Source organism: Morganella psychrotolerans, from assembly GCF_001676155.1.
In the GTDB taxonomy this organism is placed as follows: Bacteria; Pseudomonadota; Gammaproteobacteria; order Enterobacterales; family Enterobacteriaceae; genus Morganella; species Morganella psychrotolerans.
Genome location: NZ_LZEW01000002.1, coordinates 39,696 through 59,652, shown reverse-complemented (window position 1 = coordinate 59,652; position 19,957 = coordinate 39,696). Strand labels below are relative to the sequence as shown.

General features: G+C 48.8%; 20 protein-coding genes and 2 pseudogenes. 9 read left to right on the top strand and 13 right to left on the bottom strand.

The window, feature by feature from the left end; genetic code table 11:
• Position 1: 1 nt before the first annotated feature.
• From agaE to kbaZ, 4 genes and pseudogenes are all read right to left on the bottom strand, one after another.
• On the bottom strand, positions 2–880 hold the full coding sequence (gene agaE / locus AYY16_RS08670; protein ID WP_067365138.1) for a PTS N-acetylgalactosamine transporter subunit IID: 879 nt from the start codon (positions 878–880) through the stop codon (positions 2–4).
• Positions 870–1,649, bottom strand: coding sequence for a PTS N-acetylgalactosamine transporter subunit IIC (agaW, locus tag AYY16_RS08665; protein ID WP_067365135.1), 780 nt, complete (start codon positions 1,647–1,649; stop codon positions 870–872). The genes agaE and agaW overlap by 11 nt, the downstream gene beginning before the upstream one ends.
• 10 nt (positions 1,650–1,659) lie before the next feature.
• Positions 1,660–2,134 (bottom strand): annotated as a pseudogene (gene agaV, locus AYY16_RS08660) (PTS N-acetylgalactosamine transporter subunit IIB).
• 12 nt (positions 2,135–2,146) lie between these two features.
• Complete coding sequence (gene kbaZ, locus AYY16_RS08655) at positions 2,147–3,421, bottom strand: tagatose-bisphosphate aldolase subunit KbaZ (protein WP_067365132.1); 1,275 nt, start codon at positions 3,419–3,421, stop codon at positions 2,147–2,149.
• Positions 3,422–3,680: 259 nt separating this feature from the next.
• On the opposite strand from kbaZ, the gene AYY16_RS08650 reads away from it, so the two are divergent.
• The 6 genes from AYY16_RS08650 to AYY16_RS08630 all read left to right on the top strand — a co-directional run bounded on the left by AYY16_RS08650 (position 3,681) and on the right by AYY16_RS08630 (position 6,717).
• Positions 3,681–4,490: a DeoR family transcriptional regulator gene (locus AYY16_RS08650; protein WP_067365129.1), complete on the top strand. Its 810-nt coding sequence runs from the start codon at positions 3,681–3,683 to the stop codon at positions 4,488–4,490.
• A gap of 108 nt (positions 4,491–4,598) precedes the next feature.
• Complete coding sequence (locus tag AYY16_RS20430; RefSeq protein WP_162271051.1) at positions 4,599–4,988, top strand: hypothetical protein; 390 nt, start codon at positions 4,599–4,601, stop codon at positions 4,986–4,988.
• The gene (locus AYY16_RS08640) at positions 4,936–5,472 is read left to right on the top strand and encodes a hypothetical protein (RefSeq protein ID WP_156664977.1); all 537 of its coding nucleotides are present in this window, start codon (positions 4,936–4,938) and stop codon (positions 5,470–5,472) included. The genes AYY16_RS20430 and AYY16_RS08640 overlap by 53 nt, the downstream gene beginning before the upstream one ends.
• The gene (locus AYY16_RS08635) at positions 5,444–6,193 is read left to right on the top strand and encodes a hypothetical protein (protein WP_067365120.1); all 750 of its coding nucleotides are present in this window, start codon (positions 5,444–5,446) and stop codon (positions 6,191–6,193) included. Before AYY16_RS08640 ends, AYY16_RS08635 begins: the two co-directional genes overlap by 29 nt.
• A 22-nt stretch (positions 6,194–6,215) precedes the next feature.
• A complete protein-coding gene (locus AYY16_RS21015; protein WP_235846262.1) occupies positions 6,216–6,371 on the top strand; it encodes a hypothetical protein in 156 nt (51 codons plus the stop codon).
• A complete protein-coding gene (locus AYY16_RS08630) occupies positions 6,358–6,717 on the top strand; it encodes a hypothetical protein (RefSeq protein ID WP_235846261.1) in 360 nt (119 codons plus the stop codon). Before AYY16_RS21015 ends, AYY16_RS08630 begins: the two co-directional genes overlap by 14 nt.
• Before the next feature lie 26 nt (positions 6,718–6,743).
• Here the strand turns inward: AYY16_RS08630 and AYY16_RS08625 are convergent, their stop codons facing one another.
• Positions 6,744–8,393 carry an alpha-keto acid decarboxylase family protein gene (locus AYY16_RS08625; protein WP_067365117.1) on the bottom strand — a complete coding sequence of 550 codons (1,650 nt, stop codon included), beginning with the start codon at positions 8,391–8,393 and terminating at the stop codon, positions 6,744–6,746.
• 141 nt (positions 8,394–8,534) lie between these two features.
• Between AYY16_RS08625 and AYY16_RS08620 the strand changes: the two are divergent.
• Positions 8,535–9,486 (top strand): annotated as a pseudogene (locus AYY16_RS08620) (LysR family transcriptional regulator).
• On the opposite strand, the gene AYY16_RS08615 reads toward AYY16_RS08620, so the two are convergent.
• From AYY16_RS08615 to AYY16_RS08590, 6 genes are all read right to left on the bottom strand, one after another.
• On the bottom strand, positions 9,461–10,102 hold the full coding sequence (locus AYY16_RS08615; RefSeq protein ID WP_268874137.1) for a DUF2786 domain-containing protein: 642 nt from the start codon (positions 10,100–10,102) through the stop codon (positions 9,461–9,463). The pseudogene AYY16_RS08620 and the gene AYY16_RS08615 sit on opposite strands and share 26 nt — an antisense overlap.
• A gap of 272 nt (positions 10,103–10,374) precedes the next feature.
• Positions 10,375–11,379 carry a substrate-binding domain-containing protein gene (locus tag AYY16_RS08610; protein ID WP_067365111.1) on the bottom strand — a complete coding sequence of 335 codons (1,005 nt, stop codon included), beginning with the start codon at positions 11,377–11,379 and terminating at the stop codon, positions 10,375–10,377.
• A gap of 343 nt (positions 11,380–11,722) precedes the next feature.
• Positions 11,723–12,763 (bottom strand): ABC transporter permease, encoded by a 1,041-nt coding sequence (locus AYY16_RS08605; RefSeq protein WP_067365108.1) that lies wholly within the window; start codon positions 12,761–12,763, stop codon positions 11,723–11,725.
• Between the two features lie 52 nt (positions 12,764–12,815).
• Complete coding sequence (locus tag AYY16_RS08600; protein WP_067365104.1) at positions 12,816–14,315, bottom strand: sugar ABC transporter ATP-binding protein; 1,500 nt, start codon at positions 14,313–14,315, stop codon at positions 12,816–12,818.
• Positions 14,312–15,823: a xylulokinase gene (xylB, locus tag AYY16_RS08595; protein ID WP_067365101.1), complete on the bottom strand. Its 1,512-nt coding sequence runs from the start codon at positions 15,821–15,823 to the stop codon at positions 14,312–14,314. The genes AYY16_RS08600 and xylB overlap by 4 nt, the downstream gene beginning before the upstream one ends.
• A gap of 3 nt (positions 15,824–15,826) precedes the next feature.
• The gene (locus AYY16_RS08590) at positions 15,827–16,864 is read right to left on the bottom strand and encodes an NAD(P)-dependent alcohol dehydrogenase (RefSeq protein WP_067365098.1); all 1,038 of its coding nucleotides are present in this window, start codon (positions 16,862–16,864) and stop codon (positions 15,827–15,829) included.
• Between the two features lie 222 nt (positions 16,865–17,086).
• Between AYY16_RS08590 and AYY16_RS08585 the strand changes: the two genes are divergently transcribed.
• Together AYY16_RS08585 and AYY16_RS08580 are read left to right on the top strand one after the other, a co-directional pair.
• Positions 17,087–17,632, top strand: coding sequence for a D-lyxose/D-mannose family sugar isomerase (locus tag AYY16_RS08585; RefSeq protein ID WP_067365167.1), 546 nt, complete (start codon positions 17,087–17,089; stop codon positions 17,630–17,632).
• 110 nt (positions 17,633–17,742) lie between these two features.
• Entirely contained in the window at positions 17,743–18,744 is a 1,002-nt protein-coding gene (locus AYY16_RS08580; RefSeq protein WP_067365095.1) for a LacI family DNA-binding transcriptional regulator, read from the top strand.
• A 458-nt stretch (positions 18,745–19,202) separates the two neighbouring features.
• On the opposite strand, the gene AYY16_RS08575 is transcribed toward AYY16_RS08580, so the two are convergent.
• On the bottom strand, positions 19,203–19,541 hold the full coding sequence (locus AYY16_RS08575; RefSeq protein WP_082970663.1) for a PTS lactose/cellobiose transporter subunit IIA: 339 nt from the start codon (positions 19,539–19,541) through the stop codon (positions 19,203–19,205).
• Between the two features lie 3 nt (positions 19,542–19,544).
• On the bottom strand, positions 19,545–19,850 hold the full coding sequence (locus AYY16_RS08570; protein WP_067365092.1) for a PTS sugar transporter subunit IIB: 306 nt from the start codon (positions 19,848–19,850) through the stop codon (positions 19,545–19,547).
• Positions 19,851–19,957 lie beyond the last annotated feature (107 nt).

The window sequence follows — 19,957 nt, the reverse complement described above, 5'->3', positions numbered from 1 at the left end:
TTTACAGGAAGTGTGCAAATTTCCCGGCAATACCTAACACGACGGTCAGCAGAATCAGACGTAACGGGCTCCAGCCCCGGCGAACCAGCCAGAACATCGTCAGGGTATAGACCAGCGGCAGAAAGGCGGGCATCAGTTTATCAATCACATCACTCTGTAATTTGACGACGGCATCACCGGCGGTGATTTCCAGTGTGGTGGATAATTTTACATAGGTTGCAACCAACGCACCAATGACTGTCATACCGACAATCGAGGCAGCATGACCCACTTTTTTGGTATTGGCTTTAATCAGCGGGATAGCCGCGACACCCATGCGGTAAGCATAATGCGCCAGTCCGAAACGCAGCCCTAAGTGAACGACGTTAAACATCACCAGAAAAACCACCGCGCCGAGAATCGAGCCCTGTAATGCCAGGCTTGCGCCGATCCCACCGCAGATAGGCAGGAGTGTCAGCCAGAACATAGCATCACCAATCCCGCCCAGTGGCGCACCGACCGCAATTTTAGTGCTCTGAATACTGTTTACATCCTGTTTGGAACGCTCCATCGCCAGAATGATGCCGATAACAAATGTCACCAGGAACGGGTGCGTATTGAAAAAGCCCATGTGACCTTTCATGGCGCGGGCAAGATCACGCGGATTGGTATGGATTTTTTTCAGTCCGGGCAGAAGACCGTAAAGCCAGCCCGCGGCCTGCATACGCTCATAGTTAAATGAGGCTTGTAATAGCATGGAACGCCAGGCTATCCGGTTAATATCTTTGCGTGTCAGGTCAGCGCCGGTTGTCTGATCCTCATAAACGTTCTGATTACAGTCTGCGGGCAGCAAGGTTTCTTCCTGAGCGGGCGCAGATGAATGCGTTTTTTCAGATGCCATCTTCAAATTCCTCTTGTGACGGATGTGCCGGTTCGGTTGTCGCCGGTTTGCGGACAAAATCGATCATAGCCATTGCCAGTGCGGCGGCAGCGATTGCCAGTACCGGCAACTGAAGCCAGGCGGCACCGACAAATCCCAGGATAAAGTAAGGAATGTAGGCATTTTTCATCATGATTTTCAGCAGAACGGCAAAACCGATAGCCGGCATGATACCGCCCGCGACACCCAGCCCGTCTATTAACCGGGTCGGCAGAACATCAATCAGGTTTTTAGCGTGATCAGCCCCGAACCAGATAGGTAAAAACGCGCAGAGAAAATAGAACAGACCAAGGGCAAGCAGTGCCAGATAGTTGATACGCTCTATACCCCGCGTGTCGGCATTGGCTGCCATTTTGTCACAGCGGGACATGACGCCGGACATCACAGAGAACAGGAACGTGATCCCCATCTGAACCGCCACGGCAAATGGTACGGCAACGCCGACGGCGACTTCCGGCTTCACGCCGGTGGAAATAGCGAAAGCCGTCCCCACGATAGTGCCGATTATTACGTTAGGCGGCTGAGCGCCCGCGAGTGGAGCGAGTCCCATCCAGACCAGTTCCAGGGTACCGCCGGTCAGGATCCCGGTATTGAGATCACCGAGTATCAGCCCGACAATCGGCCCCAGTACAACCGGGCGGTGAATATGTGTGAGCCCGTTAAACAGATCCAATCCGGCAATGAAAGCCACCAGCCCGAGGGCGACAGCTTGTAACAGACTGATTTCCATACATGTATCCTCAGAGCAGTTTAAACAGATCCTGCGCCGGTTCTGTCGGTACTCCCTGAATGAAACAGGCGACACCGGCTTTGTTGAGTCCTCTGAATGCAGCGAGATCCGCATCATCCACAGACACTGTTTTGGCTATCTGACGTTTACCTTCCGCATAGTGAATGTTGCCGATGTTAATGCGTTCCACAGGAACGCCGCCTTTCACTAAGGTCAGAAAATCAGCCGGGGTTTTGCAGACCAGCAGAATTTTTTTGCCGGTCTGCGGCTTTATGAATATTGTCGATCACTTTTTGCAGCGGCCAGAAACGTACCGCAATACCTTCCGTTAATACCATTTCCATCAGATTCTGCTGTAATGGATCGGCGGCAACCTCGTCATTTGCAACCAGCACCAGATTGGCACCGGCAAAACCAACCCACTGGACACCCACCTGTCCGTGGATTAATCGTTCATCAATACGGCTTAACACAATATTTGGCATGGTATTCGCTCCTTACCGGCAGGCATTGTGATAGTGGCGCAGCACTGTCTGAATGTGCGCAATGATTAAATCCTCCGGCGCAGCCGTAATATGTCCGGCACGGACTTGCGGGTATTGCAGCGGCAGATACTGGCTTATCAGCGGCAGAGGAATCGGTGTTTTAGTCAGATTTTTCAGCAGGCAGTCAACCGCCGCGCTGATCGCTTTATCCGGCCAGTAATAGCGGATGCGGTCTGAATAGCTGTAGCTGCGTGCAATGTACTGTGTCTGCTCATCACCGGTGTAATAGCTCTGCCAGTAGCCCGGTTTTTTCAGCATAATGTCCTCTGTCACCTGACGCAGTGAGGAACGCGCCGCAGGTGCTATCAGCTCATCTTCAATGGCAGCCAGTGCATAAAGGGCTTCACGCAGCGCAAAGGTAAGCCCGGGACCAACTTTAAGGATCGCGAAATGATCATCAACCAGCTGACTGAGCGCCGCAGGCATCTGATAATCTGTTGAATGCGCTTCAAATACCAGATGGTCGTGATGTGTGACCATATTACTCAGTGCGCGCGCTTTCTCAGGTTGATAATCAATCACATTTACGTGATCAAATTCTACTCCCGGTTGCACCACCAGCCCGATGATCCGCGGCCAGATCCCGGTCAGATTCTGTTGTGAAAAGGCCCGCTGATGAGCCAGTAATGTCGCCTCAGCTGCTTCCGGCGTTGTGACCGCCAGCTCAGCAAGTTCTTCATGAGCGCCACCCGGCACAGGGACTTCAGTACCGATAACATAAACCAGATCACGGGTTGCGAAACATTGCTGACAGGTTTCTTCAGCGATAGCCGCCAGGCGCGCAGCCCGTTGTGCCACAATTTCATCTGTCAGCGGAACGGGGTCACCGGCACAGGACATACTGCAATCGAGGTGAATCTTCTTAAATCCGGCAGTGACATAAGAACGGATCAATTCGTCCGCTTTTACCATCGCCTCATCAGCGGGTTCATTCTGCCAGCGGTTCGGTCCGAGATGGTCGCCGCCGAGGATAAGATTTTCCCGGGGAAAGTGGTTGTCATCCGCCAGTTGCCACAAAAAATCACGGAAATCAGCAGGTGTCATTCCGGTATAGCCGCCGAATTGATCCACCTGATTGGATGTTGCTTCAACCAGTAACGGAGTCTGTTGCTCACGGGCGAAGCCTATCGCGGCTTTCAGAACATACGGATGTGCGGAGCAGACAGCATAAATGCCCGTTTTATCTCCCCGTTTGTGGCGTGCAACAATATCAGTTAAAAGTTTCACTTTCCTCTCCTTACAGTCTCGCATGGTTTGTTTTTGTTTCAGGTCTTGTCATGCATACTGCTATAAAGGAAAAAGAAAACAAAACGAAAGGTTTTAAAATCCTGATCCGCATCACAAAAGAAATACAATGAAAGACTGGCTTCTTTGATTAAGTGTAGTTACGCATTTTTCCGGACTTGCATTCTGCATAAAGAAAAGCGTTAATAGATGAAACGAAATGAAATGAAAGACTTTTTGAATGAATAGTAAGGATAAGGTAATGAATAGTCCGGATACCGGTACGGATAACCGGATTATGGGAACGAGCGGGCGACGCGAACACATCATCCAGTTACTGCGTTCTAACGGCAGCGTCCAGGTTAATGAATTATCACAGCAATTTCGTGTTTCTACGGTAACCATCCGCAATGATCTGGCTTTTCTGGAAAAGCAGGGAATTGCAATCCGTGCTTATGGCGGAGCGCTTATCTGTGAAGGTGTTGCACTGGTTAATGAACCCTCACTGGAAGATAAAAGCACCCGGCACACGACAATCAAACGCAATATTGCGGCCATTGCAGCGGAGCGGATAACGCCGGGTCTGCGGGTTATCCTGGACTCCGGTACCACAACGTATGAGATTGCGCGTCAGTTGCGCCATCATCAGGATATGATTGTGATGACCAATGGTATGAATGTGGCGAATGCACTGCTGGAAGCGCCCGGGGTGGAACTGATGATGACAGGCGGACAACTGCGCCGCCAATCCCTGTCATTTTACGGCGATCAGGCTGAGCAATCTTTGCATAATTATCACTTTGATATGCTGTTTCTCGGGGTGGATGCGATTGATCTGGAACGCGGTATCAGCACACATAATGAAGATGAAGCGCGTTTAAACCGGCGGATGTGTGAAGTTGCCGGGCAGATTGTGGTCGTCACTGACTCAAGTAAATTTAACAGCTCGAGTCTGCATAAAATTATTGATACTCAGCGTATTGATACCATTATTACCGATGACGGTATTCCTGAAGCAAGTTTGACCGGTCTGCGCCGTATTGGCGTGGAAGTGATCCTGGTGAAAGGCTGAAAAAGAGGGATGTCACAAAAAGAGGTAAAACAACGCTGAATATTGCAGAAAGAAAAAGGATAATCGGTTATAAGGATAATATGATTAAGCAGAACATAAGTGCGGGCTGTGAAAATATTATTAATGTCACTGCTATTTTTTTATCCGTTCATTACTTTCGCGGCTGAGACATGCTCAGATATTTCCCTACGCGCGGAAAATGAGGGAATATACAGTGAAAGAGTGATTTACAAGGTTATGTCTGAGGGGCGGCTGTACTTTCATTCCGCCCCGGACAGCAGATGTAAAAGTAAAATCAGCTTTTTGGTAAAAAATGATTCTGTTATTGGTTATCAGGTTAATGGTAATTACTTATTCGCTGGCTATGTTAATGGCGAAGGTGAAATAACAGACGGCTGGCTGGAATTATCTCAGTTGACTCAGACAAATCTGAGAATAGTTCCTCTTGCTGAAGAAGTCGATCACGTTAATAGTTCTCACTATAACAAAAAAAGATAATCCGCTGACCGCTGATGATTACCGGCTGACTGTCAATCAGATGGTTCTGCGCCCCGGAGAGCCGTTAAGTGAAGTCAGTCGTGATATTCTCAGAAACTACCATCGGGAGCCCGAGTTAGTCTTTATCGGCTATGGCAGAGCCGGCAGAACCGTCGGTGTTTCATTTCCTGAGGATTCCCTTTCTGTTTATGCGACCTATATTATCAATGATAATACTGATGAGGATGTTATCAATCAGATAACATTGTCTTCTGATCAATATAAAACACATCGTGGTATCCGCGTGGGTGATCCTCTCAGTCTGCTTTTTGAGCGTTATGGTCTTCATGATGATTATTCGGCTGATGAGGGTACAGAATCACTTATTTATCATAGTATTGATATGAGTCTTATTTTTGAGGTTAATAAAGATAAAAAAAATAAAACGGATTACATATCTCCTGAATGCGCCGGGAATGGTGAATTGTTCAATAAACAGGGATAACTGGTCAGCAGCGCCCTTTATTGTTCCGGTGCAAAAAGAAGTGATATCGCAGGCCAGGGTTTGGCTTTATCTGCAACCGGATGAACAGTGTAAAACAGAGTTATTTATTATTCGCGGAGATCGTGTATTACAGTATCGGCAACACGGTGACTATGCTTATATTAATTACATTAACAGCAAAAATAAAGTGGTTGAGGGCTGGATAAAAAATTCAGCATTAAAGGTTGCTGATAACATCGCTGATAAAGTCGATTACCGGGATTTTATGATGAAATCCGGGAATGGTCAGATTGATTTTTTAGGTAAACCCGTAACAGATAATACCGTGATCCGCTGGCTTGAAAAACAGCGGGAAGGTGTATCAAAACCCGTATTTCATGATTTTTCTCACGGTGTTGAATCATGGATCTCTGACATCGCCGGGTTTAATGTCACGATTTCCCGGACTAATACGATTGTGGAAAAACGCACCGGCAGACAGGATGCATATATATCTGAAATATCGTTTAAAGATGACCGTTATAAAACGTACCGTGGCATCACTGTCGGTGATACCTATAACGAGATGATTGCTGCTTACGGGGAATACAATAATATAGCAGCTGGCAGTGCCTGTTATTATTACACCTGGTTTGACCGTCAGCTCTGGTTTTGTTTCGATAATGACCAGGTTATTACGACTATTTTGTATAAGAACTATCCGGAGTCGGATACCAGGTAATTTATCTGATATGGGGTTAACAATGAAAAAACTATTCATTATTTTGCCTGCTTTAATTCTTACCGGATGTGTAATGAGTGATGCGGAGCTTAAAACTGCGTATGCAGATCATTATTATCAATCCCCTGAGTATATTGCGGGCTATAAACAAAAAAATAAGCACTATGAATGTGAATGAACTGGCGGTGGTTGGCGCGCAGGAAGACAAGGCTAAAATGAACGGGCAGTCGCGCCTGAAAATAGGTGATTCCCTTTATATCGAAAATATTGAGGCGAAAGACAACAATGTTATTTATCACTATTCGCTGTCACCTGCATGGCTGAAAAAATCCGTATCTTCACAGAAAAACGATCAGGTAAATATGCAAAAAGATCTGACTTTCCGGACATGTTCACTGAAAACAGTGCAACTGGCTCAGGAAAAAGGGCTGGCAGAGATCCATCAGTATTATGATGACTATCCGCAGCATATTTTATTTACACTGCATGCGAACAAGGCATTGTGTAAAGAAAACGGGTTCTGAAATAAAGAACCCGCTGCCGGGTTCCGTTAAAACGAATACAGGGATGCCGCTGATTCCCCCAGTTTTTCAGCCAGTTCAGAGGCAGCATACCGGTTTGTTATGATTTCAATATAAGCGGCGCGGTCACCGGACTCTGCCTCTTTAATCGCGTTATCCAGTTCAGTGCAGGTGGTGACGCGGCGGCAATACCAGTCATCACACCCCAGTGCTTCCGGCAATTGTGCATAGCGCCATTGCGGCAAATCGTTATAAACAGCCTCCGGGTCTTTGCACAATAGCCGCTCAATCAGATAGCCATCATTATTCAGCACAAAAATAAGAGGTTTCAGCCCGGCGCGGTCAAACTGGCTTATCTCCTGTGCGGTCAGCTGATGAGCGCCTTCCCCGGTTATCAGGATAATTCGTTTGTCCGGTGCGGCAACCGCAGCCCCGAATGCCGCCGGTGTTGCCCAGCCGATTGAACCCCATAACGTTTGGTTATGAAAATGTGCCCCTTCCGGCAGCAAAGCAAAGCCCAGCCCCATTGAAACGGTTCCGGTTTCAGCAATAATAATATCGTTATTTCTGAACATTTGTTCAAAACGCGGATAAAGATATTGCGGTATTATCTCGCCGGATACATCCGACACAGGCAAACCAAGCCCGGTTGCAGGCGGAACAGGACAATCTGTGTGGGGTAACGCGGCGATTAACGCCGGGAGAATATCCCGCATATACACATCATGGAAAACGGCTGCGCCGACACTGACGTGACCCGCCATAATGCTGATGAGTTTCTGTGGGGCAATCTCTGCGGTAAAACTACCGGTATTGAAATCAGTCACAACGGCACCGACACTCAGGATACATTCACAATTTTCAACAAACTCCCTGACCTGCGGATTCATCAGTTTCCCGTCATACATGCCGGTGTAATGGGGATCGGATTCGCTGATAATCGCTTTATCCATAAACATGGTGGCGTATGGCAGACCTGTTTTACTGATGAGTGCGCGGACATCTTCAATTAACCCGGATCGGGCAGATAACATGCCGGGTAAAATACAGGTGCTTTTGCTTGCCGCCAGCTTAGCGCTGATGGCGGCAACAGCCGCAGACAGTGAGGCGCTGTTACTGACCGGCAGCACCTGCGGAGTGACAGTTTCAGGTGTTTTAACCGGCAATACGGCGTAATCAGACGGAAAGCCGATATAGACAGGGCGGCGCTCACGCAGGGCGCTGATGATAAGCCGCTCTGTTTCCTGTACACAATTCTCCGGTGTCATTATTGCGTGGGCGCAGGTCAGGCGCTGCCCCAGTTCATAAAACAGGTTAAAATCCCCGTCACCTAATGTATGGTGAACCAGGCGCCCGCTTTTTTGCACACCACTTGCCGGCATACCAACCAGATGAAAAACCGGCAGATTTTCGGCATAAGAGCCGGCAATACCGTTTATGGCGCTTAATTCTCCGACGCCGAAGGTGGTTGAAAGCGCCGCCATTCCGTTGATGCGTGCATAGCCATCGGCGGCGTAGGCGGCGTTCAGTTCATTACAATTTCCTATCCATTTCATGGATTTGCTTTCGCATACGGCATCTTCAACCGGGAATGCATAGTCACCGGCGACACCAAATACATGGTGGATACCGAGATCCTGCAAACGCCCCAGCACATGCTCAATCACTGTTTTTGTCATTTTCTTCTTCTCCGGTAAATACGGTGCTGATTTATCAGCGTCAAATCATTAACAGTATGAATGATTTTTAGCGATTATCCGGAATAATTGGAAATGGTTTATACTCATTACTGTTATAACCAAATGTAATAGAGGTGAGGGATGGATATCCGGGTATTGCGGTATTTTGCCGAAGTTGTACAACTCAATAGTTTCAGCCGGGCAGCGGAGTCATTATGTGTGACACAACCTGCTATCAGTCGCAGCATTCTGAAGCTGGAAGATGAACTCGGCTTTACATTACTGACCCGTGAAACGAATGGCGTGACATTGACAGATGAAGGGGCGATTTTATTTGATCATGCCACCCAAATTCTGGCGCAGTTTCATTGTATGAACAAAGCGTTACAGGATAAATCAGGTCCGCTGACCGGGACATTAAATGTCGGATTACCGCCGGTTATCGCATCAACCTATTTTGCCGATATTATTATGGCATTCAGTTCCCGGCATCCGCAGGTTGAGCTGAAAATCTTTGAACTGGGCACCAAACAGATGCTGGATGCGATGACAGAAGGCAGTGTCGAAACTGCCGCCGTAATGTTACCGTTTGATAATAATTTGTTTGATTTACAGCGCTTTACCACTAATCGTCTGATGTTGCTGGTCAATGAACAGCACCCCCTGGCGGAAAAAAAATCAGGTTCAGTTTACGGAGTTATTGGATCAGAAATTAGTTCTTTTCTCGGAAGATTTCCGGATTAACGATCTTATCCGCAGCGCCTGCGGAATTTATCACAGCAAACCAATAGTGGCAGGGCGGAGTAATCACCTGGATTTGATTATTGCGATGGTGCGTGCGGGGGTGGGAATTACATTACTGCCTGACAGCATGTGGCACGGCAGGCGGGTTGACGGACTGGCGATTATCCCGGTGACCGATCCGGTGCTCTCTTATGATTTGGCGCTTGCTAATGTGAAAGGGTATCAGAGCCGCAGTTGCCGGGCCTGGAATGCGCTGGCAAGAGAAAAACTGGGAATAAAGCCGGGGAATAACGCGGAAGTTACTGAAAAAATCACTGAAAAAGCTACTGAAGATAGACTATATAAATAACAAAGAAAATCATTACTGCCGCAATTAATACCAGAGGAATATTGCGCATCACCAGCACATTTTTTATTTTACCGATGATGAACTGGCGCACATTACTTTCTGATGGCGCTTTGTCCCGGCTGAAATGAGGGGCTTCCGGTGGGATCGGCGGTTGTTGCGGTAATATTTGCGACTCAGTCCTTACTGGCTCAGGTTGGTTTTCCCGCTCCTGCGGTGTTTGTTGTTGCTGCTGTTTCTTTATCTCCTGCCTTTTTTCCAGTTCGCGGAGCGCCTGTTGTTCCCGCTGTCGTTGCAGTTCCCGTTGTCTTTGCTGTGCGACCAGAGCCTGCAATTCTCTGAGCCGCTGCTCTTCCTGCTGTTTCCGGCGTCCCATTTCCCGGTGGCGCTCTTCTGCGGTCATGGGTTTAGGCGGTTGCTTTACCGGTGTTTTCTCAGAAGGAACAGACGGGGGCTGTGCAGATTCAGGGGTATAAATATCGGATAACGAGAGACTATGCTTTTTCATAAACAGCCGTGCTTTCGCAAAGGCGTTTGCCGCCTCATTCTCATTACCGGCGTTTTCCGCAAGAGACATTAGTTTCTGTACTTTTGCGATTGCTTTATCCCGATCAGTCATCATGTCGTTAAATGTGATATTGCGCTTATGTTATTTAAGTAATTACATAATACTGTGAATTTACGCTATGTGAAGCGGGCGGGGGGGAGGGACGGTGTATTCAGTGGTTAATGTTTACAGCCAAACACCGGTTTTTTTTATTGGTTCAGAAAATAGCATAAAGAGTGATCGTGGCAGAGTTATCCGCCATAGAAAATAGATGATAAAGAATAAAAAAACCGCCGTTTTCACAGGGAAACAGCGGTTTGTTCAGAAAAAGAGGTGTAATCAGCTTACTTACGGGCATCCAGTAACTGTTTTGCGTTCTCTGTTGTTACTTCTGTCCACGGAATAGCATAGTGGTTATCTTTACCGTCATTCCATTGCAGTTTGTCTGCATATTGCGCCCAGATTTTGGACTGCGGCTGATAGCTGTCACCTTTTACGGCTTTCATTGCAAGGTCGATAGAGCCCTGCATCTGTGCGTTTGCATCCTGAAGGATGGAAACCATTTCGCCTTCCTGCACGGAACGGATAGCATCAGAAACACCGTCCACACCAGCGATAGAGAAATCACTGACATTCAGACCGGCAGATTTGATAGCTTCAATAGCACCTAATGCCATTTCGTCATTCTGTGCGATAACGCCGCCGATTTTACCACGGTGTTTTTGTAACCAGTTTTCCATCAACGGCATAGCTTCAGCGCGTGACCAGTTAGCGGTTTTACGCTCTAACACTTTCACTTTGCCCGGACCACACTCTGCAATGGCTTTGTCATTACCTTCACCGCGCTGAATTTCACCGCTGCCGCCTTTCGGTCCTTCGATAATAACAACGTTACCTTCACAGTTCATTTTTGCCAGAACCGCTTTGGCTTCCATGTAACCGCCGAGGACGTCATCAGAAACCACTTCAGCCGTCATTTTGTCTGTATTCAGACGGGCGTTGGTCACAATGACAGGGATTTTTGCTTCATTCGCCATAGTGACGACGTCGATGTTCGCTTCATAATCCATCGGGTTGATAATGATAGCGTCAGTTTTGGTCTGAATAGCGGTTTCAGCCTGGTTATTCTGTACCATAGGGTCATAACGACCATCGTAAACAGTAATAACCGCATCGCCACTTTTCACAGCCGGATGTTCTTTTGCCGCTTTTTCCATTAACTGAACGAACTCAGCTTTCATGCCATACATCAGTACCGAAATTTTTACCGGATTATCCTGTGCAGCAAATGCCTGACCGCCCATCAGCAGAGCAGAGGTAAGAGCTGCGATTTTGGTTAGTTTGTTCATGGTTGTTCCTTGTAGGGTCGCTGTTTTTATAGTCTTTATTTACGCTTCATCCTTCAGCCTGTGGCGGTGTTGGCTGCGTTCGTCCACCCCGGTCACATACTGATGTATGCTCCCGGGGATGTCCTCACTTTGCCGCCTACCTACAAAACGAATGATTTTGCGTTTACGCTTCATCCTTCAGCCTGTGGCGGTGTTGGCTGCGCTCAGTATCCCGGGTCACATACTTGTGTATGCTCCCCGTGCTCCTTCACTTTGCCGCCTTGCCACAGACTGAATGATTTTGCGTAAATTAGCTTGTCATCCGGAATGTGGCGGGCTGAAAAAATCCGCGTGGGTACTGCTGTCAGTCACGACGTTGTTTGCGTGACGGATCTAAAAGCACGGCGATAACAATTAATGCACCTTTGATAATCTGCTGGTAATAGGACTGAACACCGAGCAGGTCGAGGCCGTTATTCATCACGCCAATAATTAATACGCCGAACAGGGTGCCGACTAATGTCCCGACGCCGCCTGCCATACTGGTTCCGCCGATAACAACGGCAGCGATAGCATCCAGCTCGTAAGCACTCCCGGCGCTGGTCTGTGCTGAACCGGTGCGGGCGGTCAGGATAAGACCTGCGATACCGGCTAATGCGCCGCACAGGGTGTAAACCAGCACTTTGATCTTAATTACGCTGATGCCGGAGGTTCTTGCACTCTTCGGATTTCCGCCGACGGCGTAAACATAACGCCCGAACGTGGTTTTATTCAGTAAAATCCAGGCAAGAATAAAGATAGCGGCAAGAATAACCACCGGCACCGGGATATCAAAAATGTAGCCGTTTCCTAACCAGCGGAAATCACTGTTAAGCTGTGATACCGGGTTGCCGTCAGTGGTCAGCAGTGTCAGACCGCGCGCGGCAGATAACATCCCCATGGTGACGATAAACGGCTGGAGATTAAATTTTGCCAGAATTGTGCCGTTGAGCAGACCACAGACAATCCCTATCCCCAGGGCGACAATCATCGGGATCATCGCCGCATTGGCAGTATCACCGATAGCCAGTCCGGTATTGCTGGTGGCAAACCGCGCCGCCACAATGCCGCTCAGTGCCAGAACGGAGCCTACAGACAAATCAACACCGGCGGTAATGATAACGAAGGTCATGCCGATGGCGAGAATGCCGTTAATCGAAATCTGGCGCAGGATAATCATCATATTATCCTGGCTCAGAAAGTAGTTATTGCTCCAGTCGCCACGGGCGACCTGAATTTCACCCACAACAGCAACAATCAGGCACAGAACAAAGAACGCCAGAATGATGCCGTATTTGTGCATATTTTTCTTGTTACGGGCAATAAATGAGATCCCTGGTGAGGGCGCAGTATTTGTTGTATTCATGGTAACTTCTCTTTATTCATGCGTGCGATGACGGGTGAACGGCTGTGCATCATCACACCGCAAGTTTCATTAAATCGGACTGAGTGGCATTAGCTGCGGTCAGCTCTCCGGCGATCCGCCCGTCACGAAAGACAATAATGCGATCACTCATCCCGATAATTTCGGACAGCTCAGAAGAGACCATCACGATACCTTTGCCCTGTAATGCAAATTCGGACATAAAACGGTAGATTTCTTTTTTGGCGCCGACATCCACGCCGCGTGTCGGCTCATCAAGCAGCATCACTTCCGGCTCAATCAGCGCCCAGCGCCCGAGAACCACTTTCTGCTGGTTGCCGCCGCTGAGATTGCCGACTAATTGCCCGGCATCCGGCGTTTTCACATTGAACAGCTCAATCATGTCATTCGACCGCGCCTGTTCTTTCTTGTCATTGATAAAGCCGCCCTTGCTGATGGTTCCGAAGGACGCAATATTAATGTTTTCATTAATGGAGCGCCCGAGCATCAGCCCGGTTTCTTTGCGATCTTCCGTGACATAGGCGATACCGGCATTGATAGCGTCTTTCGGCGAATGTTTATCCAGATGCTGCCCGTTAATATGAATGGTGCCTTTGTCCGCGTGTTCGATCCCGAAAATCAGATCGAGAAACTCAGTGCGCCCGGAGCCGACCAGACCATAAATTCCCAGGATCTCACCTTTTTTCAGGTTCAGACTGATGTCATGCACATGGTTATCGCGGGAAAGCCCTGCGATATCCATAATGGTTTCATTCGTCGGCTCATTGAATTTGGCAAATTCATCTTTGATTTCACGCCCGATAATCAGCTCGATCAGCTTCTCACGGTTGATATCTGCCAGCGGTCCGTCAGTGATAAACGTACCGTCACGAAAAATGGTGAAGGTATCGGCTATCTGAAAAATCTCGGACAGGCGGTGGGAGACATAAATAATGCCTTTACCTTTTTCCGTCAGGCGGGTGATAACATCAAAAATCTTCCGTGCATCTTCCTCGCCAATGGCGGAGGTTGGTTCATCCATAATGATGATGTCAGCATCGGCATGAGAGAGCGCTTTGGCGATTTCCACCAGTTGCTGCTCGGCCACACTCAAATTGCGCATTTTTTCGGTCGGGGAGATGTCGAAATGCAAATCAGCCAGTAATTCAGTCGTCTGCTGGTTCAGCTTTTTGAAATCGACAAAACCAAAGCGGCGCGGCTCGCGTCCCAGCCAGATATTTTCCGCGACCGTCAGGTCAGGAATTGAACTTAATTCCTGCTGAACGATAGCAATACCGGCGTGCAGCGCTTCAATCGGCTGATGAAATTCGCAGCGCTTGCCTTTGACATAAATCTCACCGGCATCCGGACGGATAAATCCCATCAGGATGCTGAGAAAGGTGGATTTACCGGCACCGTTCCCGCCGCACAGGGCGTGAACAGAGCCTTTTTTCAGCGAGAACTGCGCATTTTTCAGTGCCACAACCTGCCCAAAGGCCTTGCGTACCCCTTCAACCCGCAGTAACTCGTCATTGTCTGCCACAGATGCCGTCATAATGTGACCTCCGGATATTCTGATGTCAGTAAAGTGAGGTAATTCTGATACAGCGATTCATACACCGGCACATTTACAGGATCCGGCTGCGTGCGGGTGTTTTCATCCAGTTGAACAAAGCGTTCACATAACGCGGCTAACTGTGTTTCCGGCGTTGTCTCTGTGGTCAGGGTATCGCTCCAGATGGCCTGAACGGCAGCACCTAATGCGGCGGCTTCCTGGTTGGTCACACAGACCACAGGCGTTGCCATGATATCTGCGACAATCTGACGCCATTTTGCACTGCGCGCACCGCCGCCGGTCAGGCGGATTTCGCGGGTGGTTACGCCTTGCTGACGGAACAGATCGATACCAAAACGCAGCCCGTATGTGGCACTTTCAACCACAGCCAGGCTCAGGTTTTGCGGTGTCAGGTTGCTGCCGTCCATGTTATGCAGGCTGGCGCGGGCATCGGGTAACTGAGGTACGCGTTCGCCATTAAAGAACGGCAGCATGATAAGACCATCCGCGCCGGGTTTACTGCTGTTCAGCGCATCATTAAAGGACTGAATATCCAGTCCTAATAATGACTGAATAGTGCTGGTGGCGGATGTGACATTCATCGTACAGATGAGTGGCATCCAGCCATTGCTGGAGGAGCAGAAGCCCGCGATCATAGCGGAATCCGCCACAACCGGTTTCTCAGCAAAGGTAAACAGGGTGCCGGATGTCCCGAGGCTCATGGTGGTGATCCCCGGTTTGATATTTCCGGTACCGATTGCCGCCATCATGTTATCGCCACCACCGGATGCCACGCGGGTTTGCGGCGAAATTCCCAGTTTTTCAGCGATTTCAGGACGAACGGTGCCGATCATCTGTTCAGCGCGGACTAACGGCGGCAGCGCCTGCCATAAAATCCCTTCCGGATCGATAAGGTCAGCAGCTTCTTTGTCCCATTGGCGGGTACGGATATTCAGCAGTCCGGTACCGGACGCATCGCCGAACTCTGCACAGGCATTGCCGGTGAGCCAGAAATTCAGATAATCGTGCGGTAACAACACATGGCGCAGTTGCTGCCAGAGTTGCGGATGCTGCTGCTTAAACCAGATGATTTTTGAAACGGTATAACCGGTCTGCGGTAGTAACCCGAGGCGCTCAATCGCCGCTTTTTCACCGCCCAGCGCATCGATAAACCACTGGTTTTCTGCATTTGTAGAGGTATCACACCATAACTTTGCCGGGGCAAGCACGTCACCGTTTTCACTGACCGGCACAAAACCGTGCTGCTGACCGGAAACAGACAGGGCGCGGATCTCACGCCCGTCAATGCCGGCACTGCGGATTGCCTGTGCAAAAGCCGTTTCCAGTGCATCAGTCCACCATTTGGCTTCCTGTTCACGGCGTCCGCCTGACTCACTGATAATCAGGTGAGGCGCGCTGCCCTCACCTAAAATGCAGGCAGTCTGGCTATCGACAATAATGACCTTGGTGCTTTGCGTTCCGCAGTCGATACCGGCATAGAGCGTCATGTGTTACTCCATTTCCAGCACGATTTTCACGTCGGTCGCGCGGCCTTCGGCAGCACGCTCATACGCTTCAACACTGTCTTTGAACTTATAGGTTGCTGACAGCAGCGGAGCGACATCCAGTTTGCCGGAACTGAGCAGACGAATGGTGCGCGGATACATGTTGGCGTAACGGAAAATGGTTTTGAAGGTGATTTCTTTTGCCTGAGCCGCCACAATATCCAGCGGAGCCGGATCAATCGGCATCCCGACGAGAACAGCAGTACCGCCCGGGGCAATATGATCAGAAATTGAAGCGATAACCGGTTTTGCACCACTGCACTCAAACAGCACGTTCACGCCTTCGCCGCCGGTCAGTTTGTTGACAATATCAGTCAGCGCCTGCTGATCTTTACTGTTGATGGCATGTAAGCCCTGATATTTTTCAGTAATTTTCAGCTTTTCATCAAACACATCGCAGATGATCACATCAGAGCAACCGCCCGCCAGTGCACACAGCGCAGTAATAATACCGATAGTTCCGGCACCAATTACCAGACCGATATCACCCGGTTTGATCCCGGCTTTGGTAGCAGATTGCATACCAATCGCCAGTGGCTCAACCATCGCACCTTCAGCGAAGGTGACGTTGTCCGGCAGTTTAAAGGTGAATGCAGCAGGGTGGATCACGCTTTCACGCAGGCAGCCGTCAATTGGCGGGGTTGCCCAGAAGCGGACCGCAGGGTCCAGATTATAAATACCTGCACGCGACTGCGGAGACTGTAAATCAGGCACGCCCGGCTCCATACATACGCGGTCGCCGACTTTCAGATGTTTTACATTTTTACCGGCAGCAGTGACTACGCCGGAAGCTTCATGACCCAGCACCATCGGCGCTTCAACCACAAACGGTCCGATACGGCCATGCTGATAATAGTGGACATCACTGCCGCAGATGCCGACGGTGTGAATTTTTATCTCAACGTCATTGTCGCTCAGGACTTCATTGCTCTGCCAATCCTGAATCGCGATCTTCCCTGCTTTCTCTAACACTAATGCCTTCATGATCACTTCCTTTCATTAAAATGATATCGATATCATTGCTATGATTCGGATAGTAGACCAATCTTTATTATAATTATGTGATGGTGGTTAAATTTTTTATTAAAAAAATGGCAGTTTTACTTATCACGTGTTCAATGAATGGTCTTATCGATCACGTTTTTTGTGCCTTACTGTAAGGGTATAATGATACCGATATCATTTCGCGGAGGTACAGAGATGCAGATGAATAAACAACGCTATATCACTGAATCATTGGCAATACTGGAGAAAGGACACATTGTCCTGACAGAGTCTGAAAAGCATAACATCGAAATTGCTCATTTTAATCTGCCTGATTATCCCCGTTCAGGCCTGCAATTGCTGACGTACTACAACAGCCCGCATTACTGTGCGAAAGAGTTGGTACTGTTTGCAGACCAAACCTGCCCCGAACACCGCCATCCGCCGTATAAAACGCGCCCCGGCAAACAGGAAACCTTCCGCTGCCGCTGGGGGGAAGTGTACTTATTTGTTGACTCCCCGTCACTGACACTCAATCAGGATGCACAGGGAAATCCGGTTTACCGCCCGCCGGAAGGTGATGAACAGTGGTATACCTGTGATCGCTTTATTTTATTGCGCCCGGGTGAGCAGTACACCATTGCACCAAATACCCGCCACTGGTTTAAAGCCGGCCCGCAGGGGACGGTGGTTTCAGAGTTCTCGACTGAGAACACAGACGAATACGATATTTTTACCGATCCCCGGATAAAACGGCTGGAATGTTAAAATAGCTGACACGGTTTTTCTCAGCAAAAAGACACCTTTTCGCGTGACTGAATCGATTTAGATGATAATATAATGGTACAAAATGATGCTTTGGCGCTAAGGAGATAAAATTGGCGGAGCCCCGGACACAAAAGGTCACACTTGAAAATGTCGCCGCAATTGCAAATGTCAGTAAAATTACGGCATCACGCGCATTTTCGCAGCCTGATAAGGTTCACCCGGAAACGCTGAGGCGCATTCTTGATGCTGCAGATAAAATTGGTTATGTCGTCAATGCAGCGGCTCGCAATCTGCGGGCAAAATCCTCCCGGACTATCGGGATTGTCAGCCCGGACATGAGCAACCCGTTTTTTGGCGGGCTGGCAAAACGCATCACCCAGGAAGCATACAAAGCCGGTTATGACACCCTGATGTTTGATTCATACGAATCACGCGAAAATGAAGCACGTATCATTGATAAACTGATTGGTTATAACGTCGATGCTATCATTTTATCAGTTGTTTCCGCTGAACGGGTATATCGCCCGGACTATGTTAACCAACTGGCACTGCTCAATATTCCGGTCATTCTGGTCGACCGGGAACTGGATGCAAAAGGGTGCAGCGGCGTATATATCGATAACCTTGACTGCGGGTTGCAGGCAGGGCGCTATCTGTTATCTCAGAAAGTGAATAATGTTGTCATTATTTCAGGTCCCGAAGATTCCAATGTTGCCCAGGACCGGGTTACCGGCATGGTGGCAGGATTACACGGGCAGGTCAGCAGTGTGAATGTACTTCATGCTGATTTTCTGATGGATGAAGCCTTTAAAGTGACAGATCACTATCTGAAATACCATGCGGCACCGGACTATTTTGTCGGCTGCAACAACCAGATTTCGCTGGGGATTATCAAAGCCTGTATCAGACACAACCTTATCCCGCAAAAAGATGTTTCCCTGTTCAGTATTGATGAAGTTTCTCATGCAGATGTTTATGGGTTTGATTTTCCGTGTATTTCTCATGATCTGCAGGAGATCGCCTGGCAGGCTATTAATATGGCAGTCCGGCGGGCGACTGACAGCAGCGCCCCGGCGAGCAAGGTCATCGTCCGCGGCCTCCTTCAATCCTGATCCGCGTCATCCTCCGGTCTGTGGCGGCGTTGGCTGCGCTCAGAATTACGGGTCACATACTGATGTATGCTCCCCGGAATTCTTCACTTGCCGCCTTGCCACAAACCGGATGATTTAGCGGATCGCTTTGTCAGAAATGATTTTTTTCAAATTCAGAAGGGATAAACAGGCAAAAAGAAATATGCTCCCCGGAATTCTCACTTGCCACAGACCGGATGATTTAGTGGATCTCGGTGTCAGAAATAATTATTTCTCTGCATTGTCAAGAATTCAGAAGGGGCAACCGGCAAAAAAAGGAAAGCGTAGAGCGCCATGGATGGCGCGAACCGAGCGAACAGGGATGTGTTTACAGCGACTTTCCGCTTTGCCGGTTATCCCGACGCCCGAATCTGAAAGAAGAGGGTTTTGTTTTTTGGTTTTTCCCGACGCCCGAATCCGGAAGAAGAAGGTTTTATCTTTTATCTTTTATCTTTTGGTTTTTCTGCAATCTGCCGGTGCAGGGCAATAATCTCTGTGCCCAGCTCTGTCAGCAGGACAGCGTTCATCAGATGATCCTGAGCGTGTACCAGTGCCAGGGTAACAGGGATTTTTCCCTCTCCCTCATCCAGGCTGATAAGCTGAGTCTGAATCCAGTGAGCACCGGAAAGCATTTCTTTTGCTTGTTGCATCAGTATCTCTGCGTGCGGAAAATCACGGTTTTCACGGGCTTCACGAATGGCCTGAAATACCAGACTGCGGGCGCTTCCCGCACAGGTGATAAGTGTAATGATATCGGTTTCAGTTGTTTGTTGTGTCACTGATTAATCCAGTAATTCCAGAGCCTGATTTAATACCGCACCACTGTCCAGATTCCAGAATGGATCCATCTCAATGCAGGCGACAGGTCTTCCTGCGGCGGTGGCGCTCTGCTGACATTCACGCAGGCGGTGGCGGATTTGCGGGGCGAGCAGGGCGAGATCATACTCTCCGGCACATTCACGGTAGTCATGAACAGAGCGGCTGGTAATCTCAATATCAATACCCCTGGTTTGTGCTTCATCCTGCATTTTACTGACCAGCATCCGTGCAGAAATACCGGTGTCACACATCAGTACCACCTTCTTCATATCCTTATCTCCAAACTGCCCGTAACAAACTGAATTTACAGAAAAATGCCGTGTAAATATGATGATTTACACAGCGCGTGGTTAATGGTTAATCTCCGCAATGATAA